Genomic DNA, 26,753 nt, shown 5'->3' with positions numbered 1-26,753 from the left:
CCTTCTTTGGCATGGACGAACGGCGTCCGTTACATCGCGCGTCCGCCACGAATTGGCAACGCACGACGGATGGGCAAATCGCGTGACCTCAGGTCGAGATGTTGGTCAATTAGGTTGGCTGCGACAGATTGGACTCCTGGAGCGTTTTCGAGTTGCCACCAGCGAGCCCTGCTCGGTATCGCGCCCGGCGCTCAGGCATCGCACCAAACAAAAAGGGCGGCCTTTCGGCCGCCCTTCGTTGTTTCATTCCAGACAGGCTTACTCGCCGGCAGCTTCGCGCGGGGCCGGGGCGTCGGTCTTCTGCTTGGCCTCGAGGTCCTCGCCGGTCTCCTGGTCGACCGCCTTCATCGACAGGCGGGTCTTGCCGCGATCGTCGAAGCCGAGCAGCTTGACCTTGACCTTGTCGCCTTCCTTGACGACGTCGGAGGTCTTCTGCACGCGGCTGGCCGCGAGCTGGCTGATGTGGACAAGGCCGTCCTTGGCGCCGAAGAAGTTCACGAACGCGCCGAACTCCATCACCTTGACGACGGTGCCCTCGTAGATCTGGCCGACCTCCGGGTCGGAGGCGATCGACTTGATCCACTTGATCGCAGCCTTCATCGCCTCGCCATCGTTGGAGGCGACCTTCACGGTGCCGTCGTCCTCGATGTTGACCTTGGCGCCGGTCTTCTCGACGATCTCGCGGATCACCTTGCCGCCGGTGCCGATCACTTCGCGGATCTTGTCGGTGGCGATCTTGAAGGTCTCGATGCGCGGCGCGTATTCGCCGAGCTCGGCGCGCGCCGCGGTCAGGGCCTTGGACATTTCACCCAGGATGTGGATGCGTCCTTCCTTGGCCTGGCCGAGCGCCACCTTCATGATCTCCTCGGTGATGCCCTCGATCTTGATGTCCATCTGGAGCGAGGTGATGCCCTGGTCGGTGCCGGCGACCTTGAAGTCCATGTCGCCGAGATGATCCTCGTCGCCGAGGATGTCCGACAGCACCGCGAAGCGCTGACCTTCGAGGATCAGGCCCATGGCGATACCGGCGGTCGGCCGCTTCAGCGGCACGCCGGCATCCATCAGCGACAGCGAGGCGCCGCAGACCGAGGCCATCGAGGACGAGCCGTTCGACTCGGTGATCTCGGAGACCACGCGGATCGTGTACGGGAACTCGTGATGCGGCGGCAGCACCGGGTGGATCGCGCGCCAGGCGAGCTTGCCGTGGCCGATCTCGCGGCGCTTGGTGCCGCCGAGGCGACCGGTTTCACCGACCGAGTAGGGCGGGAAGTTGTAGTGCAGCAGGAACGTTTCCTTGTACGTCCCCGACAGCGCGTCGATGTACTGCTCGTCCTCGCCGGTGCCGAGCGTGGTCACCACCATCGCCTGGGTCTCACCACGGGTGAACAGCGCCGAGCCGTGGGCGCGCGGCAGCACGCCGGCCTCGGCGATGATGTTGCGCACGGTCTTGGCGTCACGGCCGTCGATGCGCTTGCCGGTGTCGAGGATGTTCCAGCGAACGATCTTGGCTTCCAGTTCCTTGAACACGCCGGCGACGCGGAGCTTGTCGTATTTCGGCTCCTGGCCTTCCGGGAAGAAGTGCGCCAGCACCTTCTCCTTGACGGCGCCGACCGCGGCATAGCGTTCCTGCTTGACCGGGATCGCGTAGGCCTTGCGGAGATCCTGCTCGGCAATGCCAAGCATCTCCTTCTCGATCTCGGAATTGTCGATCGTGGTGACTTCGCGCGGCTCCTTGGCGGCCTTCTCGGCGAGCTCGATGATCGCGTTGATGACCGGCTGGAAGTGGCGGTGGCCGAACATGACCGCGCCGAGCATCACGTCTTCGTTGAGCTCCTTGGCTTCCGATTCGACCATCAGCACGGCGTCGGCGGTGCCGGCGACGACGAGATCGAGCTGGGTCTCGGTCATCTCGTCGAGCGTCGGGTTGAGCACGTATTCGTCATTGGCGAAGCCGACGCGCGCGGCGCCGATCGGGCCCTTGAACGGCGCGCCCGACAGCGTCAGGGCGGCGGAGGCGGCGACCAGCGACACGATGTCCGGATCGTTCTCCATGTCGTGCGACAGGACGGTGACGATCACCTGGGTCTCGTTGCGCCAGCCGTCGACGAACAGCGGACGGATCGGGCGGTCGATCAGACGGGAGACCAGCGTCTCCTTCTCGGTCGGACGGCCTTCGCGCTTGAAATAGCCGCCGGGAATGCGGCCCGCGGCGTAGGTCTTCTCCTGGTAGTCGACGGTGAGCGGCAGGAAGTCGACGCCTTCGCGCGGCGTCTTCGCCGCGACGACGGTGGCAAGCACCACGGTCTCGCCGTAGGTGGCCACCACGGCACCATCGGCCTGGCGGGCGATCTTGCCGGTTTCAAGTTTGAGGGGACGTCCACCCCAGTCGATCTCGACGGAATGCGAATTGAACATTTCGGTTTTCTTTCATGGTTTCACGAAAGCACGGCGCCCCGAAACACAAAGACCATGCCAAGACGGCGAGACACTGATGCGCTGCTGCGCGGTCAGCATCCGGCGATCCTGCCATGGTCCCTGGATTTCGGATGGCGTCCATCCTTTCGGTCATCTGGGCATCTTGCCCGGTCCAGCGGCCGGATTGCTGCTGGACGCTAGTGTGCATGGCGCGATGGCCATGCTGTTGCGCATGATCATCTTTCGACAATTCGAAAGCCCGAGTTCACGGACGACCATACGAAAACGCGCGCGAACCTCGCGCGCGTGCTTCTCAAATCAACGACGGATGTTGTGCTTCTCGAGCAGCGCCTTGTACCGCGCCTCGTCCTTGCGCTTGATGTAGTCAAGCAGGGAGCGACGCGTCGACACGAGCTTCAGGAGGCCACGGCGTGAATGGTTGTCCTTCACATGGCTCTTGAAGTGCTCGGTGAGGTTATTGATGCGTTCCGACAGGATCGCGACCTGAACCTCGGGCGAGCCGGTGTCGCCGGCTTTGTTGGCATTCGTCTTGATGACTTCCGCTTTGCGTTCGGCGGTAATCGACATCGTCAGTTACTTTCATTGTTGCGAGCCGGACCGGCAGTCAGTCCGTTCAGGTTGAACACGCGCTTGGGGATGAGTTCGCCATTGCCAATTTCGGCAAGCGCGAGAAGTCGGCCTGCCACCGTGACATAGACTGTGCCGCTGGTATTGGGCGCATCCCGTCCGCGCAACAAAACGGCCTGGCCCCGGTGGAGCCTTGCCGCATCAGCCCGTGTGACGGCCAGTGCCGGGATGTCGTCCAGCGCGGTCTCAACGGGCAAAAGCGCGTCGGCGAGGCTGCCCTCGCCAGACGCGGCTCTATTGCATAAAGCCTCCAACTGTTCCAGCGGAATCATGTCCCGCTCGGTAAACGGACCGACCAGGGTCCGCCGCAGGGCGCAGATATGGCCGAAACAGCCCAGAATCCGGCCCATATCGCGGGCCAAGGCCCGGACATAGGTTCCCTTGCCGCACTCGGCCTCGAACACGGATTGTCCGTTATCTCTATGTTCCACAAGGGTTAATTCGTGAATCTCGACCGGGCGGGGCTTCAGCTCCACGGTCTCGCCGTCGCGTGCCAGATCATAGGCTCGCTCGCCCTGCACCTTGATCGCCGAATATTGCGGCGGGACCTGCTCGATCACCCCGGTGAAGCGCGGCAGCAGTTGGCGGATCGAATCGGCGGTCGGCCGGCTCTCGCTGGTTCTGACCGGCCGTCCCTCGGTGTCGTCGGTGTCGCGCTCCTCGCCCCAGCTGACCGTGAAGCGGTAGCGCTTGCGGCCGCCCATCACGAACGGCACCGTCTTGGTGGCCTCGCCCAGCGCGATCGGCAGGCCGCCGGAGGCGAGCGGATCGAGCGTGCCGGCATGGCCGGCGCGCTTGGCCTGGAACAGGCGCTTGAGCACGGCCACGGCCTGCGTCGAGGTCATTCCGATCGGCTTGTCGAGCACCACCCAGCCATGGACGTCGCGCTTGTCGCGGCGCGGCTGCTGGTTCTGCTTGCCCTGCTTCTGGCGCGGGTCGTTGTTGGTGCGGCGCGCATCGTCGGTGCGCGGCCCGGCAAAAGCATCCCGCTCAGCGTCGCGCGCGTCGGCATCCTTCGCGTCGATCACGCTGTTGGTCGTCATCACAGTCATCACTCGTCGTCCGAATCGGGTGCAAGGTCTCGCTGCACCGCAGGTGTCCGCAGTAGTTTCTCGATGCGCTCCGCCTCGTCGAATCGCTCATCGACGCGGAAGCGAATGTCGGGTGCAAATTTCAGGTTGACGCGATGCGCGACCTCGCCGCGAAGGAACTTCTTGTTGCGCTCGAGCGCGGCGATCACCGCGTCGGTGTCGCGTCCGCCGAGCGGCATCACGTAAACCGTGGCGAGCTTCAGGTCCGGCGACATATGCACCTCGGGAACGGTGATGATGTGGCCTTCCAGATCGGGATCGTGGACCTCACCCTGCGACAGAATCTCGGCAACTGCATGGCGAACCGTTTCGCCGACGCGTAGCTGACGTTGCGATCCGCCGGGGCTGGAACTCTTCTTTTGACGGGGCATGACCTTCTTCCAAAACCGTCGCGCCCGCCGGCCTTGGCCGCGGGCATCAATGTCTAGCTTTGCTTTCAATCGGACGATGCGCCGGTGGCCGGACTAAAAGTCCGGCCACGTCGTCGCATTCTCAGTTAAATGGACCCAACGCTTAGTAAGATCTGCGCTTCGTAAGATTTGGACTTACAGCGAGCGCTGGATCGTCTCGATGCGGTAACATTCGATCACGTCGCCGACACGCATGTCGCCATAGTTCTCGAATGCCATGCCACACTCCTGGCCGGCGACCACTTCCTTCACTTCGTCCTTGAAGCGCTTCAGCGTCGACAGCTTGCCTTCGTGCACCACGACGTTGTCGCGGATCAGGCGAACATTGGCGCCGCGTTCCACGGTGCCGTCGGTGACGCGGCAACCCGCGACCTTGCCGACCTTGGAAATGTTGAACACTTCCAGGATCTGCGCGTTGCCCAGCATGGTTTCGCGCAGCGTGGGCGCGAGCAGGCCGGACATCGCCTTTTTGATGTCATCCACGAGGTCGTAGATGATGTTGTAGTAGCGGATCTCGATGCCGTTGCGCTTGGCTGCGGCCGCGGCTTCCTTGTTGGCTCGGACCGAGAAGCCGATGATCGCGGCGTTGAAGCCTTCCGCCAGCGTGACGTCGGACTCCGAGATGCCGCCGACGCCGGCATGCAGGATGCGGGCGGCGACTTCGTCGGTGCCGAGCTTCTCGAGCGAGCCCAGGATCGCTTCCAGCGAGCCCTGCACGTCGGCCTTGACGATCAGCGGGAACTCCTTGCGGCCTGCGGTCTTGAGCTGCGACATCATCTGCTCGAGCGAGCCGCGCATGCCGGAGATCGAGGCAGCCGCGTTCTCGCGCTTCTGGTGCGCGCGGTAGCTCGTGACCTGGCGGGCGCGGGCTTCGTTCTCAACGACAGCGAGACGGTCACCGGCTTCCGGCGGACCGTTGAAGCCGAGCACCTCGACCGGAACGGACGGGCCGGCCTCGTCGAGATTCTCGCCCTGGTCGGAGATCAAGGCGCGGACGCGGCCCATCTCGGCGCCGGCCACGATGATGTCGCCGATCCGCAGCGTGCCGCGCTGGACCAGCACGGTCGCGACCGGACCGCGGCCGCGATCGAGCTTGGCTTCGATCACGGTGCCTTCCGCCGGACGCTGCGAATTGGTCTTCAGGTCGAGGATTTCGGCCTGCAGCGCGATCATCTCGAGCAGCCGGTCGAGATTGGTCTTGTTCTTGGCCGAGACCTCGACGTCGACGACGTCGCCGCCGAGCGATTCGACCTGCACCTCGTACTGCAGCAATTCGGTGCGCACGCGCTCCGGCCGCGCATCGGGCTTGTCGATCTTGTTGATCGCCACGATCATCGGCACCTTGGCCGCCTTGGCGTGGTTGATCGCCTCGATCGTCTGCGGCATCACGCCGTCATCGGCCGCGACCACCAGCACGACGATGTCGGTGACCTTGGCGCCGCGGGCGCGCATTGCGGTGAACGCGGCGTGGCCCGGCGTATCGATGAAGGTGATCTTCTTGCCGCTTTCCGGCGAAGTCACCTGATAGGCACCGATGTGCTGGGTGATGCCGCCGGCTTCGCCCGACACCACGTTGGCGTGGCGCAGCGCGTCGAGCAGCGAGGTCTTGCCGTGGTCGACGTGACCCATGACGGTGACCACGGGCGAACGCGGCTCGGTGTCGGTGGAATTGTCGACGACGTCGAACAGGCCTTCCTCAACGTCGGATGCGGCGACGCGCTTGACGCTATGGCCGAGTTCTTCGGCGATCAGTTGCGCGGTGTCGGCATCGATCACGTCGGTGATCTTGTGCATCGCGCCCTGCTTCATCAGCATGCGGATGACATCGACCGCGCGCTCCGACATGCGGTTCGCGAGTTCCTGGATCGTGATCGCTTCCGGAATGACCACTTCGCGAATCAGCTTTTCCTTCTGCTCGTTCGCGGCGTGACCCTTCAGACGCTGGGTACGGCGGCGGAACGAGGCGATCGAGCGCTCGCGCACGTCGTCGGCGTTGAGCGCCGTGACGACGGTGAGGCGTCCGCGCTGCTTCTGCGGGCCGGGCTTCTGGGTGGTCTTCGGGGCCGCGACGGGACGCACGGCGCCGCCGGGACGGCGCACCAAGCGCGGACCTTCGTCTTCGTCCGCCGCCTCTGCGGCAACCCCCGGGGGCCTCGGCGCGACGACCGGTGTGCGCGCAGGCGTCGCGGTCGTGGTGCGGGCTGCCGGCGCCCGGGCTGCCGGAGCAGACGCGGGTGCGGCTGTGGCAGGCCTGGCCGGTGCAGCGGCAGGCGCTGCGCCGGGCTTGGCTTCGCCCTCGCCGAAGCGGCGCTTGGCCTCGACTTCGGCCTTGCGCTTGGCCTCTTCCTCGTGGCGGTGGCGTTCCTCTTCCGCCTTGCGGCGGGCCTCGGCGGCTTCACGCTCGACCTTCTCGGCAGCCTCGCGGACAGCGCGGCGCTTGGCTTCCTCTTCGGCCTGACGACGCTCCTCGATGTCGCGCTGACGCGCGTCGGCAAGCGCGCTGGCACGCGCGGAACGCTCGTCCTCAGTTAGGGTCGGCAGCACCACGCCGGAGCGGGTGTTGCGCTGTTGCTGGCCCGACGACGGGCCTCCGGGGCGGCCCTGCGGCGGCCTGGGGGCGGGCGCCGCCGGCTTTGCAACCACGGGTTCCGGCGCATGCGCCTCGCCGGGGCCATCGCCACCGACGCGACGCTTGCCGCGTTTCTCGACCACGACCTGCTTGGTCCGGCCGTGGCTGAAGCTCTGGCGCACGGTGCCCGTCTCGACGCGCGGCTTCAGCGACAACGTCTTGCTCGGGACACTCAGAGTCTTGTCGCCAGGGGTCTTGGTATCAACCATTCAGCAGTCCTAATCTCGTTTCGCTGTGCGTATGCCGCACAAATCCTTCAACTGTCGTCGTTTGCTGAGCATGATCCGGTCGGAAAGACGGCATCCGCCTTCCTGGATCAGGCTCTGGAATTTCTGGCCGCTTCGGCGGTCTTGTCGTCGTCGGCCATCCGGTATCGGACCAGCATCTGGCAGCGCGACAGGAACGTCTTGCTCGCCGGGCCCGCGAGCAGCGCAGCATGTATCACATTTGACCGCCCAAGTGCCAAATCCAATTCTTCCGACGTCAAAACATTGACGACGGCGATTACCGGCGATTCACCACGTTTTTCGCCCCTTTGCCTGACGATCGCGCCCAATTTGCGGATTCCGTCCGCCGCGCCGTCCGAAGCGTGGATCAGGGCTGCAGTTTCGCTCCGGTTGAGGGCGTCCTCGACCTTGCCGAAGCCCGCGACGACCTGACCGGCCTTGGCGGCCATCGCCAGGGCCTCGGTGACGCCGCGGACCAGGAGGGCGTCGGTGTCGGCGGGAAGGGTCGGCGCGACGCGGACATCGCGCTTGAATCCCTTGCTAAATTGGTGACGACGGACCGCTTCCGCAACGCTGCGCCGCGATGCGGAAACCCACATTCCGCGGCCCGGCAGCTTGCGCTTGAGATCCGGGATCACCTCGCCCGTGGGCGCGATGACGAACCGGATCAGTTCGTCGATCGGACGCACCTCGCGGCTGACCGCGCACATCCGCGTGGTCGCGGACTTCTGCATCCGCGGCCCATCGTCGAGATCGGGGTCAGCCTGAGCGAGCATCCGTGGGGCATCTCCTTACGACGCCGTTTCTGCTTCGGCGGCCTCGGCCTCCTCAGCAGGCTTGGCAAGGTCGGCCTCGGTGATCCAGCCGGCCTTCAGACGGGCCTGCATGATCAGGGCCTCGGCCTCGTCGCGCGAGACCTCGATGCCATCGAGGAACCCGGCATGCTTGGTCGGCTCGCCGCCTTCTTTGCGCTCGGTCCAGCCGACCAGGTCGTCGGTGGCACAGCCGGCCAGATCCTCAACGGTCTTCACGTCGTTCTCGCCGAGCTTCACCAGCATCTTGCCGGTGACGCCGGGCACGTCCTTCATGGCGTCCTCGACGCCGAGTTCCTTGCGCTTGACCTCGAGTTCAGCCTCAAGCTGTTCCAGATATTCACGGGCGCGGGTCTGCAGCTCGGTAGCGGTCTCCTCGTCGAAACCTTCGATACCGGCGAGTTCCTTGACGTCGACCAGCGCGAGTTCCTCGACCGAGGTGAAGCCTTCGGAGGCGAGCAGCTGGCCGACCACCTCGTCGACATTGAGCGCTTCCATGAACACGCGGGTCGAGTTCTCGAAGTCGGCCTGGCGGCGCTCCGACTCTTCCTGCTCGGTCAGGATGTCGATGTCCCAGCCGGTCAGCTGCGAGGCGAGACGAACGTTCTGGCCGCGGCGGCCGATCGCCAGAGAGAGCTGGTTGTTGGTGTCGGGAACCACGACCTCGATGCGCTCGCGGTCTTCGTCGATCACGACCTTGGCGACTTCAGCCGGCGCCAGCGCGTTGACGACAAAGGTCGCGATGTCGGGCGACCACGGAATGATGTCGATCTTCTCGCCCTGCAGCTCGTTCACCACGGCCTGCACGCGCGATCCGCGCATACCGACGCAGGCGCCGACCGGATCGACCGAGGAATCGCGCGAGATCACACCGATCTTGGCGCGCGAGCCGGGATCGCGGGCGACCGCCTTGATCTCGACGATGCCGTCGTAGATTTCGGGCACTTCCTGCGCGAACAGCTTCGCCATGAACTGCGGATGGGTGCGCGACAGGAAGATCTGCGGACCGCGGGTCTCGCGGCGGACGTCGAAGATGTAGGCGCGGACGCGGTCGCCGTTGCGGAACACTTCGCGCGGCAGCATCTCGTCGCGGCGCACGATCGCTTCGCCACGGCCGAGGTCGACGATCACGCTGCCATATTCGACGCGCTTGACGATGCCGTTGACGATGTCGCCGATGCGGTCCTTGAATTCCTGGTACTGCCGGTCGCGCTCGGCTTCGCGCACCTTCTGCACGATCACCTGCTTGGCGGACTGCGCGGCGATACGGCCATATTCCAGCGGCGGCAGCGTGTCGGCGATGGTGTCGCCGACCTGGGCGCCCGGATTGGCGCGCTGCGCATCGTGCAGCGAAATCTGGTTCGACGAGTTCTCGACGACATCGACCACCAGCATGTGGCGGGTCAACCGCAGTTCGCCCTTCTTGGCGTCGATCTCGGCATGGACGTCGGTCTCGCTGCCGTAGCGGGCACGCGCGGCCTTGGCGATGGCGTCTTCCATCGCCGCGATCACGATGGAGCGGTCGATCGACTTTTCGCGCGCAACTGCGTCTGCGATCTGCAGCAGTTCGAGTTTGTTGGCGCTGACTGCCATGGCTTAGTCTCCTTCGAATGGATCGATCTCGCCACGGCGCGCGCGTTCGGCGGCCAGGCGGTGCTTTTTGGTGTTGGTCGGGGCCGGCTTGGTGCCGGGCTTGTGAGCAGGCTTGGGTTTCGGCTTCTGACTCTTCGCAGGATCGCCCTTCCTGGCGTGGGCCGGCTGCGGCGGCGCGAGGCCGAACTCGCGGCGCAGCTCGCGCTCGGCGGCCTTGCCGCGGCGCATCGATTCCTCGATCAGCTCGTCGGTCAGCACCAGCCGCGCGTCCGAAATGTCTTCCATCACCAGGAGAACTTCAGCGTCCTCGGTGGGACGTGAATCGTCGCGCTTGATGCGCACCGCATTGCCTTCGACGCCGGCGAGCAGGCCGCGGAACCGCTTGCGGCCCTGATGCGCCACCGCCATTTCGATCTTCACCAGATGCCCGGTGTAGCGCTCGAAGTCGGAGCGGCGCACCAGCGGCCGGTCAATTCCGGGCGACGAGATTTCCAGCCGGTAGGCGCGCTCGATCGGGTCGGCGACATCGAGCACCGGCGACAGCGCGCGCGAGATCGCCTCGCAATCCTCGAGCTGCATCGAGCCGTCGGGACGCTCCGCCATGATCTGCACGGTGCAGCCGGCGTCGCCCGAGACCTTGATGCGGACCAGGCGATAGCCCATGCCCTGCAGCACCGGGACCGCGACGGCGGCGACGCGCGCCGCGACCCCGGGCTCGACGACAAGCCGCGGCTCGGCGAGCAGTTCGGTGTCCACGGACGTGGCGGTCGGATCGGTCATATCCAGTGTCAAAGGCTGTCTAAGGTCTAGAGGTTGTCTGAGGTCTGTTGTGTTGTTCAGGTGGCCTTAAGGGGCCGCTAACGCTACCTAAACTGGACCCGGCCTCGCTGGGTCCCGTCAGGTAATAAAAAAGAGCGGGTCCCGGGGGGCCCACTCTCCTACGCGATCGTATGAGATACCATAAGTTGCGGTGGATATAGCCCTTTCGCCGGGGTCCGGCAAGGCCTCCCGGCCCGGCGGAGGGCGATTTTGCGGGCTCCGGGGTGCAGGTTTGACCTAACCCTCCGTTTACGAACGGGGCCATAGATTGCCGAAAATCGGCAGAAGTCGCCGGTTGGACAAGGCTCATGACGACAGCCCCCGCGCTGATCCCGGAACTCGACGACATCGTTCGCCGCGGCGACCCCAAGCGCCGCGCCGAAGCCGCGCGGCGGCTCGGCGAGCTGTTCCTGCAGGGCGCCGCGAGCTTTCGCCCCGACCATATCGACCTGTTCGACGGGGTGCTGACCAGTCTGGTCCCGCATGCCGACCTTGCTGCACGGATCGATCTCGCCGAACGGCTTGCGCCGCTCGCCAACGCGCCGCGGCATCTGGTCGGGCAACTCGCCCGCGAGGACGAGGTCGCGATCGCGGGGCCGGTGCTGCGCCAATCGCCGGTGATTGACGAAAAGGTGCTGGTCGAGATCGCCAATGCCAAGGGCCAGGGCCATCTGCTGGCGATGGCCGAGCGGTCCAAGCTCTCGACCGCGGTGACCGATGTCATCGTCCGTCGCGGCGATCGCGACGTCATCCGATGCGCAGCCGGCAATGCGGGCGCGGCATTCTCGGACGCGTCCTTCACGACGCTGGTGCGGCGCGCCGGTCAAGATGGCGTGCTGACGCTGCGGATCGGCCGCCGCGACGATCTCCCGCCCGTGCATCTGAAGAGCCTGCTGGCCGGCTCGATCGACGTGATCCGCCGCCGATTGCAGGTCGTCGCCAAGCCGGAACGGCAGGCCGAGATCAAGCTGGCGCTGAACGAGATCGAAGGCGTCGTCGCGCAGGTCGAGGGCCGCGATTTCGCTGCCGCGCAGCGCGCGATCCTGGCATTGCATCGCGCCGGCGAATTGAACGAGGCCGCGGTGGCAGGCTTAGCCAAGGCCTTCAAATACGAGGAATGCGTGGCGGCGCTGGCGGCGATGACCAGCGTGAAGATCGTCACGCTCGATCGCCTGATCTCCGGCGATCGCTACGATCCGATCCTGATCGCCAGCAAGACCATCGGTTTCGAATGGCCGACCGTGCGCGCCCTGATCCTGATGCGGCTCGGGCCGAACCGCGTGCCGTCGCCGGCCGATATCGAAGGTGCGCGGGTGAACTTCGTCCGCCTGATGCCGTCGACCGCGCAGCGCGTCGTGGATTTCTGGAAGTCGCGCTAGTTCGAGGGGCGGGCTAACTCTCTCCCTGTCATTGCGAGGAGTGAAGCGACGAAGCAATCCGCCACAACAAACGGTAGAATGGATTGCTTCGCTTCGCTCGCAATGACGAGGCTAAGCGGCAGTGTCGAAAATTCCTTCCCAAAAACTGAAACGGCCCGCTATGCTTTCCGCAAGGCGCGACACAGCGCCAACGGGGAGATCGCCATGCTGACGGACGCCGACATCCAATCCCACGCCGAGCGGATCCGCGACGACGGATACACCGTGATCGAGCGCGCCGCCTCGCCGGACCTGATCGAGGGATTGAAGGACGCGGTGCTGAGAATCGAGAGCGAGCACAATCTCGCACCTGCCAGGACATCGTTCGAGGGTTTCAAGACGCTGCGCATCAACAACCTCCTGACCTTTGACGATCTGTTCTGGGAGGTGCCGCTGCATGAGAACGTGCTGCCGGTGGTCGAGCGCGTGCTGGACAAAGAATGCCTGCTGTCGTCGTTCTGCTCGCTAGTGCTTGGCCCCGGCCAGGAGGCGCAGCCGATCCACGAAGACACTCAATTGATCCCGCTGCCGCGGCCGCACATTCCGATCACGATCAATGCGATCTGGGCGCTGTCCGATTTCCGCGACGACAACGGCGCGACGCGGATCATTCCGCGCAGCCACAAGTTCGATTCGTCGCCGGAATACGGCAAGGACTACGACGCCGTCACCGCGACCATGCCGACGGGCAGCGTGATGCTGTTCGACAGCGCGCTGTGGCATGGCGGCGGCGCCAACACCAGCGACGCCAGGCGCTTTGCCTTTTCCTGCGCCTATTGCTGGGGCTGGATGCGCCAGCAGGAGAATCTGCAGCTCGGCATTCCGCGCGAGACCGCGGCCCGCTTTCCGCGCCGCCTGCAGGAATTGTGCGGTTACAGCGTCTACAAGGGCCAGTTCGGCCACATCGACAATCACGATCCGATCGAGCTGCTCGGTCGCGAACGCGGCAAGCGCATGGTCTGGGAGGCCACCGACGTCAGGAAGGCGCGGATGGCGGGGCAGGGATAGCATCTCGTCGATCCGGGTTCGTGCTTCGCACGCCCCGGAATGACGACTTAGGCCAATCGCCGAAACCTCAGATACGCAGCCTTGCGCCCCTCGCGCTCGGCCTTGGCGCCGTAGCGCGTCATGGTGTAGTCCGGCCACGGCTGCTGCCAGTCGATCGCGCGCTCGGCGAGCCAGGCGAAGTCGGGCGAGCGCAGCAGATGCGCGAGCGTCCAGGCGCAGTAATCGTCGATATCGCTGACGAAGCGGAATTCGCCGCCCGGCGGCAGCAGCCGGGTCATCGCCGCGACCGTTGCATCCTGAACGAAGCGCCGCTTCCAGTGCCGCCGCTTCGGCCAGGGATCGGGATGGATCAGGTCGATGCGCGCCAGCGAGCGCGGCGGCGCCCAGGCCAGCAGCTCGGCGGCGTCGCCGGCGAACAGGCGGATGTTGCCGATATTGTGCGCCTCGATCTGGGTCAGGATCTTGGCCATCCCGTTGACATAGGGCTCGCAGCCGATGAAGCCGGTCGCCGGAAATGCCTGTGCCTCCGCGATCAGATGCTCGCCGCCGCCGAAGCCGATCTCGAGCCTGACATTGTCGATGCCCTCATCGAACAGTTCGGTCAGCGCCTCGGGCGCGGGCGCCGAGATGTCGAGCGAAAGATGCGGCAGCAGATTGTCGATCAGATCGGCCTGGTGCGCGCGCAGCTTGTGGCCCTTGCGCCGCCCGAAGAACGAGCCGCGCGAATGGGCCGTCGCGCCATCGTCGGAAGAACCGCGACCGCCGCTGTCGTTCGGAGCCGGTGTCATCGCAGCGTCTGGTAGAGACGGTGGAGCAGGCGCGCGCGGGGCTCGATCGACGAGATGTAGAGCTGCTCGTAATGGGTATGCGCGCCCTTGCCGTCGACGCCGAGTCCGTCGAGCGTTGCAGTATGCGGTGCGGTGAAATTGCCGTCGGAGCCGCCACCGGTGAACACATCGATCAGCTCGAAGCCGAGTTCGCCTGCAAGCTCCCTGGCGTGTTCGTAGAGCGCGGCGCCGGCATTGCTCTTCTCATAGGGCGGACGGTTCAATTCCCCGGTCACCTTCACGGTAACGCCGTCGGTGCGCGAGGTGATGCCGAGGATCTTCGGCACCAGCTCGTCGGCGTCGGCCATGGTCGGCACGCGCATGTCGACTTCGGCGTAGGCCTCTTCGGCGATCACATTCGGCTTGGTGCCGCCGCGGACCACGCCGACATTGACGGTGACGCCGCGCTTGAGATCGTTCATCGCCTCCAGCGCCAGGATCACATGGCCGAGTTCCCGGATCGCGCTGCGGCCATCCTCGGGGCGCGTGCCGGCATGTGCCGGCGCGCCCTTGATATGCACGTCGAAGCGCGCGACGCCCTTGCGCCCGGTGACGATCTTGCCGCCGTCGCGCGCCGGCTCGGTCACCAGCACGTATTTGGCCTTGCGTCCCTCGGCCTCGATCAGCGCCCGCGAGGTCGGGCTGCCGATCTCCTCGTCCGATACGTAGAGCTGGGTGATGCCGAGCGGCGGGCGCACGTCAGCGGCGCAGATCTGCCGGAACGCATGATAGGCGAGATAGGCGCCGCCCTTCATGTCGTAGATGCCCGGGCCGAACGCACTGTCGCCTTCGATCTTGAATGGTAACCGTTCGATGAATCCCATCGGATGAACTGTGTCGAGATGGCTCAACACCAGAATGCCCGGTGCGTCCTGCCCCCAGGACGAGCGCGTCACCAGGTGATCGCCGCAGCCGTCGCGTCCCGCAACGCGGTCGACGGTGGCCGGCAGGTCGCGATATTCAGACGCGACGAGATCAGCCAGCTTGTTGACCTGATCCGGCCGCTCCGTCGGAGATTCGATCTCGACCCAGCGGCGAATTCCGTCGAGGATATCAGCGGTTTCGAACGGGTTGCTGGCCATGTTGTTATCGTCGCCTGTGAATTCGCTTTGTCATTCAGCGCACGCGCCAAAGCATGATCCGGAAAAGTGTGACGCGGTTTTCCGAAAGATCATGCTCGATCAAGGAGCTAGAGCGCGACGAGATTCCATCGGAACTCGTCACGCTTTAACACTGCGCCGGAATGACATATTCCAGATTTGACGATCTCTCAAACGGATATGGCCGGATCAGACCTGCTCGGCCGCCTCGCGCGCCGCGATCTGCTCGACCAGTTCGACGATGCTGCGACGGAGCTTGACGTCCGCGATCCGCGTGAACGCGCGGGTCAGGGCCAGGCCTTCGGCGGTTGCCAGAAAATCGGACACATAGGCCGGCGAGGAGCCCTCGCTGAAGCCGTCAGCGGTCTTGACCCCGCTCGGGCCGCCATCGAACAGGAAAGAGACCGGCACCTGCAGGATTTCGGAGATCTGCTGCAGTCGGCTGGCGCCGACACGGTTGGTGCCCTTCTCGTATTTCTGCACCTGCTGGAACGTCAGGCCTAACGCCTCGCCCAGCTTTTCCTGGCTCATGCCGAGCATGATGCGTCGCATACGGACGCGGCTGCCGACATATTTGTCAACAGGATTGGGCGCTTTGGTGGACATCTCCAACTCTCCTAAGGGATTGCGCGCCCGGGGGGTGAGGCAAGTTGGACGTGGAGTATGCCTCAGGCGCCGGTGCCGTCAAATCCTGCAAGGAGGATCGGGACGAAATGCGGACAATTTGCGCAAAGGGGCTGACTTGGCTTGTGATTTCGCGTGGACCCGTACAATGCGAAGTGCACGGTCGATCTGTCAACAGGTGGAATCACGCTGAGGTAAATTTCGACACTTTTTCGGGTTCGTGTGACAACCGGCGATAAGCGCCGTCAGGCCTTTCGCCTGACAAAACGCCTCCGCAATACGATTGCGAGGGCAACTAACACAATCACAGCGGCGGGGATGTTTCCGACACGCGCATAGATCGTCGGCGCGATGGCCGCCGGCAGGCCGGCATCGAGCACGCCTTCGATGCCGAGCCCGAGTCGGGCGACAATCCGCCCGAGCGGGTCGATGATGGCCGATATGCCCGTATTCGCGGCGCGCACCATCGGCAGGCCTTCCTCGATCGAGCGCAGCCGGGCCTGCTGCAGATGCTGATAGGGACCGGTCGAGATTCCGAACCAGCCGTCATTGGTGACGTTGATGATCCAGCCGGGACGGTCGTCGCGGCTCACGACATTGCCGGGAAAGATCGCCTCGTAGCAGATCAAGGGCAGCGCGCGCGGCGCGTTCGGAATATTGAGCGTCCGGCGGATCGTGCCGGGAATGAAGCCGCCCTGCACCTTGGTGAGCTGCACGAAGCCGAGCTTCTCCATCCAGTCCTGGAACGGCAGATACTCTCCGAATGGGACAAGGTGCAGCTTGTCGTAGACCGCAAGCACGCTGCCGTCATGGTCGATGACGTAGATCGAATTATACGCGCGCGTGACGCGGACGCCGGGCGGCAGATCGGGCGCGCGCACCGAACCGGTGATCAGCACGGTACCCTTCGGCAGCAAGTCGGCGATCTGCGCCATCGCGTCGGCTTCCTTGGTCAGGAAGAACGGAAACGCGGATTCCGGCCAGATCAAGATGGTGGAGTCGCTCACGCCGGTCGAGTGTGGCCCGGACGCACGATCCGACAGAGTGAGATATTTCTGCATCACCGCCGCCTTGGCGGAGTAGTTGAACTTGGCGTCCTGCTGCAGATCGGGCTGCATGATGCGCAGCTTGACGCCGCTGACCATGCTGGTCGGCTCTCGCGAGAGGCGCACCGCACCGAACGCCAGCATCGCGGCGAGAACCAGCACCGCGGCCACTGGCGCGCGCCACGGCTTGCGGCCGCGCGAGGCGCCGTCGATCAGCACGGCGGGACTTGCGAAGATCGCGACTGCCAGGAATGTCATGCCCCACAGCCCGATCAGCGATGCGGTCTGGGCCAGCGCCAGGGGTTCGGTCAGTGCGTAGCCGAACGCATTCCATGGAAAGCCGCTGAGGAGATGGCCGCGCAGCCATTCCGAAATCGTAAGCCCGATCGCCAGCGCCAGCACGCGCGAAGCGTCGCGCGGCCAGGTCAGCCGTGCGAGCGCGAAGCCGAAGGCGGTGAACAGCGCGAGATAGGCGGGCAGGCCGAGCACCGCGAACGGCGTCAGCCAGGCGAAGGTGTCTGCATCGACGAAGAAGGCGTAGCCGATCCAGTACAGTCCCGGCACGAAATAGCCGAGGCCGAACCAGAAGCCGGACAGCGCTGCGGCGGGTACGCCGCGCCAGCGTCCCGCAGCGCTACCATCGATCAGCCAGACCGCGATCGAAAACGTCAGAAACAGCACCGGCCAGGCGTTGAACGGCGCCATCGCCAGCGAGGACAAGGCGCCGGCCGCGAGCGCGAGCACGACGCGCTTCCATCCCCATGTCAGGATGACGGCGAGACCGATCGATCGGAGCTTGTCGGAAAGCCTCACTGCGGACCGGCTCCCTCGCCGGGCGGCGGCATGTTGTCATTCGCCTGCGGATTGCCGGAGTCCGGTGCCTGCTCGCGGCGCCGCTCGCGCTCCTTGCGCGGCGCCGGCCGTTCCTTGCGCGTCGTGATTCGCACACGCTTGACCCGACGCGGATCGGCGTCGAGCACCTCGACCTCGTAATTGCCCGGACCGGAAATCACCTCGCCGCGCACCGGCAGGCGGCCGACGAACGACACGAGATAGCCGCCCAGCGTCTCGACCTCCTCGCCGGCCTCGCCGGTGACGAAGTCCTCGCCGATCACCGAACGGACATCGTCGAGGCTGGCGCGCGCGTCGGCGATAAAGGAGTTGTCCGGCTGGCGGACAATGGACGGCGGCTCGTCGGAATCATGCTCGTCGTCGATCTCGCCGACGATCTGCTCGACGATATCCTCGATCGACACCAGCCCGTCGGTGCCGCCATATTCGTCGACCACCAGCGCGAGATGGATGCGCGAGGCCTGCATCTGCGCCAACAGGTCGATCGCGCGCATCGACGGCGGGATGTAGAGCAGCTTGCGGATGATATGAGCGTCGGCCAGCGGCAGCGCGAGATCGACGCTGCGCAGATCGAGTCCGGCCGGGAACGGTTTCTTGCGCTTCGTCTTGGTCGCGTCGGTGACGCGCGCCTTCGCGGTCATGAAGGCGAGCAGGTCGCGGATGTGCACCATGCCCTCGGGGTCGTCGAGGGTTTCGTTGTAGACGACGAGCCGCGAATGCGCGGCGCTCTCGAACAGGCTCATCAATTCGCCGAGCGGGATGTCACGCTTGACCGCGACGATGTCGGCGCGATGGATCATGACGTCGGCGATCCGCCGCTCGTTCAGCGACAGGATGTTGCGCAGCATGGTGCGCTCGATCGCCGAGAAGCCGACATCGTCGGGCGTCGAGGCGTCGAGCACCACCTGCAAATCGTCGCGCACCGAGCCGGCCTTCCAGCCGAACAGCGTGCGGATCGCGCGCACCAGCCAGCCTTCGGCGGCCGGGCGCTGCACCTCGCCGTCGTGCACGACGGCAGGCAGGTTGCTCACGTTGCGCGGATTGTCATGGGTCGGGTCGGAATCCGGCATGTCAGGCGATCCGATCCGCATAGGGGTCGGGAATGCCGAGGGAGGAGAGGATCTCGCGCTCGAGCGCCTCCATGTCCTCGGCATCGTCGTCGTTCTCGTGGTCGTAACCGATCAGATGCAGGAAGCCATGCACCGCGAGATGGCTCAAATGATGGTCGAACGGTTTCTGTTCTTCATCGGCTTCCCGCCGCGTCGTCTGATAGGCGATCGCGATATCGCCGAGCATGCGCGGGGCATCGTCGGGGCCGCCGGCGCCTTCCGGCTGCAGCGCCGGAAACGACAGCACGTTGGTCGGCTTGTCGATGCTGCGCCAGTTGGCGTTCAGGGTGCGGATCCCGGCGTCGTCGGTCAGCATCACCGCAAGCTCGGCATCCGCGACATCGGCGTCGGCGATTGCGGCGGCGGCCTCGATGGCGCGGTGAATCACCGCGTCGGCATCGGGCTCGGCCTGCCAGCATTCGGCGGTGACGAGAACCTCGGTTGCAGGAAAAGCAGACACGTTGGTTTCAAAATCTGCGTTAGGGCCGGAACCCGCATCGCGCGGGCTCGCGGCCGAAGCTATTGGTCTCAAGATCTGGCGTTTGCCGGCTTTTGCGGCAATCCCTCATAGGCGGCCACAATGCGCGCCACCAATTCATGGCGGATGACGTCCTCGGCCTTGAAATGCACCTGCGCGATGCCCTCGACGCCGCCGAGCAGCTTCACGGCTTCCGTGAGCCCTGAAGCCTGGCCGTTCGGCAGGTCGACCTGCGACGGATCGCCGGTGACGATCATCCGGCTGTTTTCGCCGAGACGCGTCAGGAACATCTTCATCTGCATCGTCGTGGTGTTCTGCGCCTCGTCGAGAATGATGGCGGCATTGGTCAGGGTGCGACCGCGCATGAAGGCGAGCGGCGCGATCTCGATCTCGTTGCCCTGCAGCGCGCGCTCGACGACGCGGGCATCCATCAGATCGTACAGCGCATCGTAGATCGGGCGCAGATACGGATCGACCTTCTCCTTGAGGTCGCCGGGCAGGAAGCCGAGCCGCTCGCCGGCCTCGACCGCGGGCCGCGTCAGGATGATGCGATCGACTTCCTTGCGCTCGAACAGTTGCGCTGCGTGGGCGACCGCGAGCCACGTCTTGCCGGTGCCGGCCGGGCCGATGCCGAACACCAGCTCATGCCGCTTCAGCGCGCGGATGTAGGAATCCTGCGCCGCGGTGCGGGCGCGCACCGGACGCTTGCGAAGATTGATCGTTTCAAACGTCGGCTTGGCGGTCTTGTTGTCGAACTCGAACAGCGAGCCCTGCGCGATCACGGCGCGGATCGCGCCTTCGACTTCGCCCTGATCGAGGTCGTGCCCCTCGACGGCCTGTGCATACAGGGTCTCAAGCACGCGCCGCGCCGCGTCGCAGCCGTCGCGGGAGCCCGCGATGGTGAGATGATTGCCGCGGGAATCGACCACGACGCCGAGCCGCCGCTCGATCAGCGCCAGATTCTGTCCGTAAGGGCCGACCAGCGCGGATGCGGCACGATTGTCGTCGAAATCGATGACGACCTGGGTCTCAGGTGGCACTTGCATGTCGCGGTCAGGTTTGCGGCTGGGAGCTAACGAAGATGAATCCGATGCGCTTTTGGGCAAGGATTTCAGGCTCCAATGGTCTGCGAAATGAGGCCGGGTGCGGATCGGGTCGCGAGCTCGCCGATCAGGCTGTAGCGCTCGAGGCTGTCGATCCTCACCGGGAGGATCTGGCCGATGATGTCAGGCGATGCCATCACATGGGCGGGCTGCAGATAGGCGGTCCGGCCAACGATCTGGCCCGGATTGCGCGCGGCGCGCTCGAACAGCACATCGACCGTTGTGCCAATCGCAGCCCGGTTGAAGGCCGATTGCTGGCTGTCGATCAATTCCTGAAGCCGCCCCAAGCGCTCGTCCATCTCGGCTGCTGACACCGTCTCCCGCATCTCCGCCGCCGGCGTGCCTGGCCGAGGCGAATACTTGAATGAATACGCCGCAGCGTAGCCGATTTGCGTGACAAGCGCGAGAGTGGCGGAAAATTCTTCCGCGGTCTCGCCGGGGAAGCCCACGATAAAATCTGATGAAAAAGCAATGTCTTGCCGCGCCGCCCGGAACCGGTCGATGACGCGCCGGTAGTCATCGGCGGTATGCTTGCGGTTCATGGCGGCCAGGATCCGGTCCGCCCCCGATTGCACCGGCAGGTGCACGAACGGCATCAACTGGGGCAAATCGCGATGCGCCGCGATCAGGTCGTCGTCGACGTCGCGCGGATGGCTGGTGGAATAGCGCAGCCGCGTGACGCCGGGCATTTCGGCGAGCCGCTGCAGCAATTTGCCGAGCGGCCAGGCGCGGCCATCGGGCCCTTCGCCGTGATAGGCGTTGACGTTCTGTCCGATCAGCGTGAATTCGCGCACGCCGTTGTCGGCGAGTTGCTTGACGTCGTCGATGATCTTCGCGACCGTCCGCGAGACTTCCGCGCCACGCGTATAGGGCACCACGCAGAAGGTGCAGAACTTGTCGCAACCTTCCTGCACCGTCACGAAGGCGGAGATGCCGCGGGCGCGGATCGCATCGGGCTTCGGCTGCGGCAGGAAGCTAAACTTGTCCTCGACCGGAAATTCGGTCTCGAGCGCGCGGCCGTTTTCCTTGGCGCGCTTCAGCAGCGCAGGCAGATGATGATAGCTCTGCGGCCCGACCACGATGTCGACGGTCGGCGCGCGGTGGATGATCTCGGCGCCTTCCGCCTGCGCGACGCAGCCGGCGACTGCGATCTTCATCTCGCGGCCCTGGCGCGCGGCTTCATCCTTGGCGACGCGGAGCCGCCCGAGTTCGGAGTAGACCTTTTCCGACGCCTTCTCGCGGATGTGGCAGGTGTTGAGGATCACGAGATCGGCGTCTTCGGCGCTCGCGGTCTCGACAAAGCCCTCGCCGGCCAGCGTGTCCACCATGCGTTGCGCATCGTAGACGTTCATCTGGCAGCCATAGGACTTGATGTGCAGCTTGCGCGGCGGCGTCATGGAACCCTGAATGCGAAAATGGAAACGGCGCCATCAGGGCGCCGTTGCTCAAATAAGGCTTAAACCGGGGAAAATCCAGCGTCTCAACCGTCATTCCGGGATGGTCCGAAGGACCAGACCCGGAATCTCGAGATTCCGGGTTCGCTCCCTTCGGTAGCGCCCCGGAATGACGGAGTGGCTCAGTCGGCGATCTGGAGGTCAGCGCCAGCTTGGGCGATCAAATCGGGCAATTGGCGCATATCTGCGAAGGTTATGGCCGCGCCGGCCTGGCGCAGCATGTCCTCAAGTTCCGCCGTGCAATGGCTGCCGCCGTAAAAGCCGAGCACGGTCATCCCGGCGGCGCGGGCGCCGGTAATGCCGGCCACGCTGTCCTCGATTACGATACAGCGCGCAGGGTTGGCGCCCATCTGGGTGGCCGCCAACAGGAACAGATCGGGCGCCGGCTTGCCGCGCTTGACCTGGGTGGCGGAGAAGATATGCGGCGCGAGCTGGTCGTAGAGCCCGGCGCAGGTCAGGCCGTGATGGATCTTCTCCGGCGTGCCGCTCGACGCCACGCATTTCGGCAGATCGAGCGCGGCGATCGCCTCACCGACATGCGCGATCGCGCTGAGATCGTCGGCATATAGACTGAGCGTCGCATGCTTGACCTCGGCCTCGAAGCTGTCGGGCAGCGGGCGGCCGATCTCGCTTTCGACGATCCGCCGCGCCTCGCGGTCGGATACGCCGAGGAAACGCTTCAGCACGCCGTCGGGCGTGATCGGAAAGCCGTGCCGCGTCAGCGTGTCGGCATGCGCGCGACAGGAGATCACCTCGCTGTCAACCAGCACGCCGTCGCAATCGAAGATGACGAGATCGAAGCTCACCCGGTTTACGACTTGCTGTCGTCATCGAGCGGGACGCAATAGAGCTCGAGACGGTGATCGACCAGCTTGTAGCCGAGCTTGCGCGCGATCTCGGCCTGCAGCTTCTCGATTTCCTCGGAAGTGAACTCGATCACCTTGCCGTCGCGCAGATTGATCAGATGGTCGTGATGGCTCTCGGGCATCTGCTCGTAGCGCGCGCGGCCCTCGCGGAAGTCGTGACGTTCGATGATGCCGGCATCCTCGAACAGCTTGACGGTGCGATACACCGTCGAGATCGAGATCTTGTCGTCGACCGCCACGCAGCGGCGATAAAGCTCCTCGACATCGGGATGATCCATCGCCTCCGCCAGCACCCGCGCGATCACGCGGCGCTGTTCGGTCATGCGCATGCCTGTCGCGGCGCATCGCGCCTCGATGCCGGTATTTTTATGCGCAGGCGGGATTTTCACCGTGGTCATGGGTTTCGGGCCGTATTCTTCAAACCTTGGGTGGCAGAGCGGAGGGTGTTCTGCCATCGCGCCGATGTTACGACAAGTCGCGGCGCATCAGAAGCGCGTTCAAATGTTCCCCGCCGGGCTGCTTGTAATAGCGTTCGCGGCGGCCGATCACGCCGAATCCGGCCCTTTCATAGAGCCGTCGCGCCGGCTGATTGTTCTCTTCTACCTCGAGGAAGATGGTGCGGATGCCGCGGCCGGCAAGGTGGCCGAGATGGGTCAGCAGCAGCTCGCGCGACAGGCCGCGCCCGCGCTGATTGGAATCGATCGCGATCGACAGGATTTCCGCCTCATCCGCCGCCATCCGCGAGACGGCGAAGCCGATCACCCTGCGGCCCTGGCGCAGCCGGTGCACCAGCGTGTTGCGCTCGGTCAGCATCGCCTCGAATTCGCCTTCGCCCCAGCCGCGATGAAACGAGGCGCCGTGCAATTGGGCGAGCCGCGCCGCATCACGCAGCGATGCGGGCTCGACCGCGGCCGGACCGCCGCCCCACCATCGCGACAGCCAGCCGATCATGTCGATGGCGGCGCGCTGATGACCAGGCGATCCTTCGGCGGCTTCGCGTCGGGTGCGCGCAGATAGAACGGTCGCGGCGGCGCAGTGTCGGGATCCACGGCGGCGCCGACCCACGCGACCCAGGTAATGTCGGGTGCGGGCTGCCTGTCGACCTTGACCGGCGGAGCAGCGTCCGCAGGCCATCGCTCGGCGAGGATATTGGCGGCGTTGCCGACCAGATGCAGCGGGCCGAACTGTGCGGCCTCGAGCGCTTCCGCGATCGGCGCAACCTTCGGCTTGAGCATCAAGCTGCCGTCGCCGCCCACGAGTTGGAAATAGACGTGATCGTGCCGCGCATCGATCGCCGACAGGATCGCGTGCGCGCCATTCTCGGCAACCACGGGCGCGGCGTAGGCGGCGAGCGTCGATAGCCCGACGACCGGCTTTTCCGCAGAGAGTGCGAGGCCGCGCGCTGCCGACAGGCCAACGCGGAGGCCGGTGAAACTGCCGGGGCCGGTGGTGACGGCGATGCGGTCAAGCCCGGCAAAGCCGATGCCGCTCTCCTTCATCACCCGCGCGATCAACGGCATCAGCGCCTCGGCATGGCCACGCTGCATCGCCTGTGATTCGATGGCGATGGTATTGCCGGACGTGGTGTCGAGCACCGCCGCGGAGCAGGCGTCGAGCGCCGTATCGATCGCGAGAATCATCATGGGAGGGCGAATGGCGAATACGAAGTGGCGAACAGGGAATTCGAGGAGAACGCTATTCGCGATCCGCCATGCGCCATTCGCCGCTCCATCACATCGGCCGGACTTCCTGCACGTCAGGCACGAAGTGCCGCAGCAGGTTCTGGATGCCGTGTTGCAGGGTCGCGGTCGATGACGGGCAGCCGGCGCAGGAGCCCTTCATGTTGAGATAGACGATGCCGTCCTTGAAGCCGCGGAAGGTGATGTCGCCGCCGTCATTGGCAACCGCCGGACGCACGCGGGTCTCGATCAGGTCCTTGATCTGCTCGACCGTCTCGGCGTCGGCCTCGTCGAAGAACTCGTCTTCTTCGTCGCGTGCGTCGTCGCTGCCAGCGGTGCCGTCGGCGAGCAGCGGCGCGCCGGACATGTAATGCTCCATGATGGCGCCGAGGATCGCGGGCTTGAGGTGCTGCCAGTCGCCGTCCGCTTTGGTCACGGTGACGAAGTCGGCGCCGTAGAACACGCCGGTGACGCCGGACACGGCGAACAGCCGTTCGGCGAGCGGCGAGCGCGCGGCGGATTCGGGCGAGGAGAATTCCATGGTGCCGCTGTCGAGCACCGTACGGCCCGGGATGAATTTCAGGGTGGCGGGATTGGGCGTGGCTTCGGTCTGAATGAACATTTGCTGTCTCCGGCGTCGCCGGTTCAAGGCCGGCGCGTTGGGTTCCATTATAGCGTTTTCGAGCGAAACGACACCGGGTCGCGTGAAGAAAACGCGTCAAATCAAGGAGTCAGATGGCAATTAAAAAGCCCGCGATCAAGCTGCAAAACCGCGGTTCCAGGCCCCAATCCATGCTCTGGAGCGGCTTCGAGGCCGATAACGCTAGGACAGGGCGTCGATCTCGGCGTCGGTCAGGCCGCCGGGCACAATGGTTACCGGGATCGGGAATGCCCCCATGGTCTTGGCCATGGTTGTGATGATCGGTCCGGGCCCCTCGGCGCCCGGGTTGGCGGCCAGCACCAGCATCGCGATATCGACGTCCTTGTCGATCACGTCGAGGATCTGCTCGGTCGGGTCACCCTCCCGAATCACCCGCTCCGGCGTAATCGCGGCGATGCCGTTGGCGCGGCCGGCGGCGCGATCGAGCGCCTCGTTGGCGGCTTCCTCGGCCTCCGCGCGCATGATGTCGGCGACCCCCAGCCATTGCTGGTTCTGGTCCTCCGTCTCGATCACCCGCAGCATCAGAACGCCGCCGCCGACCCGGATGGCCCACCGGCTGGCGTAGTAGACCGCGCGGTCCCATTCCGCGGTGTCGTCAACGATGACGAGGCATTTCGGCTTGTGACCTGTCTCGTAGCTTCGTCGCTGGGCGGTCATGCATGTCCCGGTGCTGAACCAACAAGCATGATCCGGAAAAGTGCGCAGCGGTTTTCCGAAAAGATCATGCTCAAATGAGACCCATGCTGCCACACTCCCTCCCTGTTGGGGAGAGGGCGCGCGCAGTTCTGCCGGCGATGTCAGCGTGGGCGGATGAAGCCGACGATGTCCTTGGTGAGGCGCATGGTCTCGTCGGCGATGCCGCGGGCGCGGTTGGCGCCGTCGACCAGGATCGAATCGACATGGCCGGGATCGGCGACCAGCTTCTTCATCTCGGAGGCGATCGGCGCCAGTTTTGCGACGCAAACATCGACCAGCGCGTTCTTGAAGCTCGAGAACTGCCCCCCGCCGAACTGGGTCAGCACCTCCTGCTTGGAGACGCCGGCGAGCGCCGCGTAGATGCCGACCAGATTGTCGGCCTCGGGGCGGGTCTCGAGACCCTTTTCCTCCGACGGCAGCGGCTCCGGATCGGTCTTCGCCTTGCGGATCTTCTGCGCGATGGTGTCGGCGTCGTCGGTGAGGTTGATGCGCGAATTGTCCGATGCATCCGACTTCGACATCTTCTTGGTGCCGTCGCGCAGGCTCATCACCCGCGTCGCGGGTCCCGTGATCAGCGGCTCCGGCTGCGGGAAGAACAGGCCGTCGGCAAAGCCATGGCCACGGATCGAATCGCCGAAATCGTTGTTGAACTTCTGCGCGATGTCGCGGGACAGCTCCAGATGCTGCTTCTGGTCCTCGCCGACCGGCACATGGGTCGCGCGATACAGCAGGATGTCGGCAGCCATCAGCACCGGATAGTCATAGAGGCCGACGGAGGCGTTCTCGCGGTCCTTGCCGGCCTTCTCCTTGAACTGCGTCATGCGGTTCAGCCAGCCGATGCGCGCGACGCAGTTGAAGATCCAGGTCAGCTCGGCATGGCCGGCGATCTGGCTCTGGTTGAACACGATGTGCTTCTTGGCATCGATGCCGGAGGCGATGAAGGCCGCGGTCACCTCGCGGGTGTTGCGCGCGAGCTCGGCCGGGCCGCCCCAGACCTCGACGCCTTGCGTGATCGCATGCATGTCGACGACGCAATAGATGCAGTTGTGGGTCTGCTGCATCTTCACGAAGTTGACGATGGCGCCGAGGTAGTTGCCGAGGTGCAGATTGCCCGTCGGCTGGACGCCTGAGAAAACCCGTTCAATGAACGCCATGGTCTAATTCCCGGAAATTGCGGCTTTGGCGGCG

Annotated in this window: 25 protein-coding genes; 2 read left to right on the top strand and 23 right to left on the bottom strand. The window is 65.0% G+C overall.

All coding sequences use genetic code 11. The features are described 5' to 3' along the window. Positions 1-258 precede the first annotated feature (258 nt). The 8 genes from pnp to rimP form a co-directional block, all read right to left on the bottom strand. Positions 259-2,415, bottom strand: coding sequence for a polyribonucleotide nucleotidyltransferase (pnp, locus tag HU230_RS32340; protein WP_176534670.1), 2,157 nt, complete (start codon positions 2,413-2,415; stop codon positions 259-261). Positions 2,416-2,733: 318 nt separating this feature from the next. Beyond that, on the bottom strand, positions 2,734-3,003 hold the full coding sequence (gene rpsO / locus HU230_RS32335; protein ID WP_016844725.1) for a 30S ribosomal protein S15: 270 nt from the start codon (positions 3,001-3,003) through the stop codon (positions 2,734-2,736). A gap of 2 nt (positions 3,004-3,005) precedes the next feature. Further along, a complete protein-coding gene (gene truB, locus HU230_RS32330) occupies positions 3,006-4,115 on the bottom strand; it encodes a tRNA pseudouridine(55) synthase TruB (RefSeq protein ID WP_176534671.1) in 1,110 nt (369 codons plus the stop codon). Continuing rightward, complete coding sequence (gene rbfA, locus HU230_RS32325; protein ID WP_176534672.1) at positions 4,115-4,525, bottom strand: 30S ribosome-binding factor RbfA; 411 nt, start codon at positions 4,523-4,525, stop codon at positions 4,115-4,117. The genes truB and rbfA overlap by 1 nt, the downstream gene beginning before the upstream one ends. 174 nt (positions 4,526-4,699) lie before the next feature. Next, a complete protein-coding gene (gene infB / locus HU230_RS32320) occupies positions 4,700-7,402 on the bottom strand; it encodes a translation initiation factor IF-2 (protein WP_176534673.1) in 2,703 nt (900 codons plus the stop codon). Positions 7,403-7,509: 107 nt separating this feature from the next. Then, the gene (locus tag HU230_RS32315; RefSeq protein WP_176534674.1) at positions 7,510-8,196 is read right to left on the bottom strand and encodes an RNA-binding protein; all 687 of its coding nucleotides are present in this window, start codon (positions 8,194-8,196) and stop codon (positions 7,510-7,512) included. A 15-nt stretch (positions 8,197-8,211) separates the two neighbouring features. Further along, complete coding sequence (gene nusA / locus HU230_RS32310) at positions 8,212-9,825, bottom strand: transcription termination factor NusA (RefSeq protein ID WP_176534675.1); 1,614 nt, start codon at positions 9,823-9,825, stop codon at positions 8,212-8,214. A 3-nt stretch (positions 9,826-9,828) separates the two neighbouring features. Beyond that, a complete protein-coding gene (rimP, locus tag HU230_RS32305; protein ID WP_176534676.1) occupies positions 9,829-10,605 on the bottom strand; it encodes a ribosome maturation factor RimP in 777 nt (258 codons plus the stop codon). Between the two features lie 347 nt (positions 10,606-10,952). Between rimP and HU230_RS32300 the strand changes: the two genes are divergently transcribed. After that, positions 10,953-12,023: a DUF2336 domain-containing protein gene (locus HU230_RS32300; RefSeq protein WP_176534677.1), complete on the top strand. Its 1,071-nt coding sequence runs from the start codon at positions 10,953-10,955 to the stop codon at positions 12,021-12,023. A 204-nt stretch (positions 12,024-12,227) separates the two neighbouring features. Beyond that, entirely contained in the window at positions 12,228-13,070 is an 843-nt protein-coding gene (locus tag HU230_RS32295; RefSeq protein ID WP_176534678.1) for a phytanoyl-CoA dioxygenase family protein, read from the top strand. Positions 13,071-13,117: 47 nt separating this feature from the next. Here the strand turns inward: HU230_RS32295 and HU230_RS32290 are convergent, their stop codons facing one another. From HU230_RS32290 to trpS, 15 genes are all read right to left on the bottom strand, one after another. Then, a complete protein-coding gene (locus tag HU230_RS32290; RefSeq protein ID WP_176534679.1) occupies positions 13,118-13,858 on the bottom strand; it encodes a tRNA (guanine(46)-N(7))-methyltransferase TrmB in 741 nt (246 codons plus the stop codon). After that, entirely contained in the window at positions 13,855-14,979 is a 1,125-nt protein-coding gene (locus HU230_RS32285) for a M20 family metallopeptidase (RefSeq protein ID WP_176534680.1), read from the bottom strand. The genes HU230_RS32290 and HU230_RS32285 overlap by 4 nt, the downstream gene beginning before the upstream one ends. Before the next feature lie 207 nt (positions 14,980-15,186). Next, a complete protein-coding gene (locus tag HU230_RS32280) occupies positions 15,187-15,603 on the bottom strand; it encodes a helix-turn-helix domain-containing protein (protein WP_176534681.1) in 417 nt (138 codons plus the stop codon). Between the two features lie 263 nt (positions 15,604-15,866). Beyond that, complete coding sequence (lnt, locus tag HU230_RS32275; RefSeq protein WP_176534682.1) at positions 15,867-17,480, bottom strand: apolipoprotein N-acyltransferase; 1,614 nt, start codon at positions 17,478-17,480, stop codon at positions 15,867-15,869. Beyond that, the gene (locus HU230_RS32270; RefSeq protein ID WP_176534683.1) at positions 17,477-18,589 is read right to left on the bottom strand and encodes a hemolysin family protein; all 1,113 of its coding nucleotides are present in this window, start codon (positions 18,587-18,589) and stop codon (positions 17,477-17,479) included. The genes lnt and HU230_RS32270 overlap by 4 nt, the downstream gene beginning before the upstream one ends. 1 nt (position 18,590) lies before the next feature. Continuing rightward, positions 18,591-19,088: an rRNA maturation RNase YbeY gene (ybeY, locus tag HU230_RS32265; RefSeq protein WP_176534684.1), complete on the bottom strand. Its 498-nt coding sequence runs from the start codon at positions 19,086-19,088 to the stop codon at positions 18,591-18,593. A gap of 68 nt (positions 19,089-19,156) precedes the next feature. Beyond that, on the bottom strand, positions 19,157-20,152 hold the full coding sequence (locus HU230_RS32260) for a PhoH family protein (protein WP_176534685.1): 996 nt from the start codon (positions 20,150-20,152) through the stop codon (positions 19,157-19,159). Positions 20,153-20,217: 65 nt separating this feature from the next. Further along, complete coding sequence (gene miaB, locus HU230_RS32255; RefSeq protein WP_176534686.1) at positions 20,218-21,606, bottom strand: tRNA (N6-isopentenyl adenosine(37)-C2)-methylthiotransferase MiaB; 1,389 nt, start codon at positions 21,604-21,606, stop codon at positions 20,218-20,220. 179 nt (positions 21,607-21,785) lie between these two features. Then, on the bottom strand, positions 21,786-22,469 hold the full coding sequence (locus HU230_RS32250) for an HAD family hydrolase (RefSeq protein WP_176534687.1): 684 nt from the start codon (positions 22,467-22,469) through the stop codon (positions 21,786-21,788). Between the two features lie 5 nt (positions 22,470-22,474). Beyond that, complete coding sequence (locus HU230_RS32245; protein WP_092120651.1) at positions 22,475-22,927, bottom strand: Fur family transcriptional regulator; 453 nt, start codon at positions 22,925-22,927, stop codon at positions 22,475-22,477. A gap of 67 nt (positions 22,928-22,994) precedes the next feature. Then, entirely contained in the window at positions 22,995-23,480 is a 486-nt protein-coding gene (gene rimI / locus HU230_RS32240; RefSeq protein WP_176534688.1) for a ribosomal protein S18-alanine N-acetyltransferase, read from the bottom strand. Further along, positions 23,477-24,172, bottom strand: coding sequence for a tRNA (adenosine(37)-N6)-threonylcarbamoyltransferase complex dimerization subunit type 1 TsaB (gene tsaB / locus HU230_RS32235; protein ID WP_176534689.1), 696 nt, complete (start codon positions 24,170-24,172; stop codon positions 23,477-23,479). The genes rimI and tsaB overlap by 4 nt, the downstream gene beginning before the upstream one ends. 88 nt (positions 24,173-24,260) lie before the next feature. Next, entirely contained in the window at positions 24,261-24,830 is a 570-nt protein-coding gene (locus tag HU230_RS32230; protein ID WP_092120642.1) for a NifU family protein, read from the bottom strand. A 201-nt stretch (positions 24,831-25,031) separates the two neighbouring features. Next, positions 25,032-25,526 carry a universal stress protein gene (locus tag HU230_RS32225; protein ID WP_092120638.1) on the bottom strand — a complete coding sequence of 165 codons (495 nt, stop codon included), beginning with the start codon at positions 25,524-25,526 and terminating at the stop codon, positions 25,032-25,034. A 140-nt stretch (positions 25,527-25,666) separates the two neighbouring features. Continuing rightward, positions 25,667-26,719, bottom strand: a complete 1,053-nt coding sequence (gene trpS, locus HU230_RS32220; protein WP_176534690.1) for a tryptophan--tRNA ligase — start codon at positions 26,717-26,719, stop codon at positions 25,667-25,669. Positions 26,720-26,753 lie beyond the last annotated feature (34 nt).

The organism is Bradyrhizobium quebecense, assembly GCF_013373795.3.
Classification (GTDB): Bacteria; Pseudomonadota; Alphaproteobacteria; order Rhizobiales; family Xanthobacteraceae; genus Bradyrhizobium; species Bradyrhizobium quebecense.
Note: the sequence above shows the minus strand (reverse complement) of the source record. Positions and strands in the feature narration are given on the sequence as shown.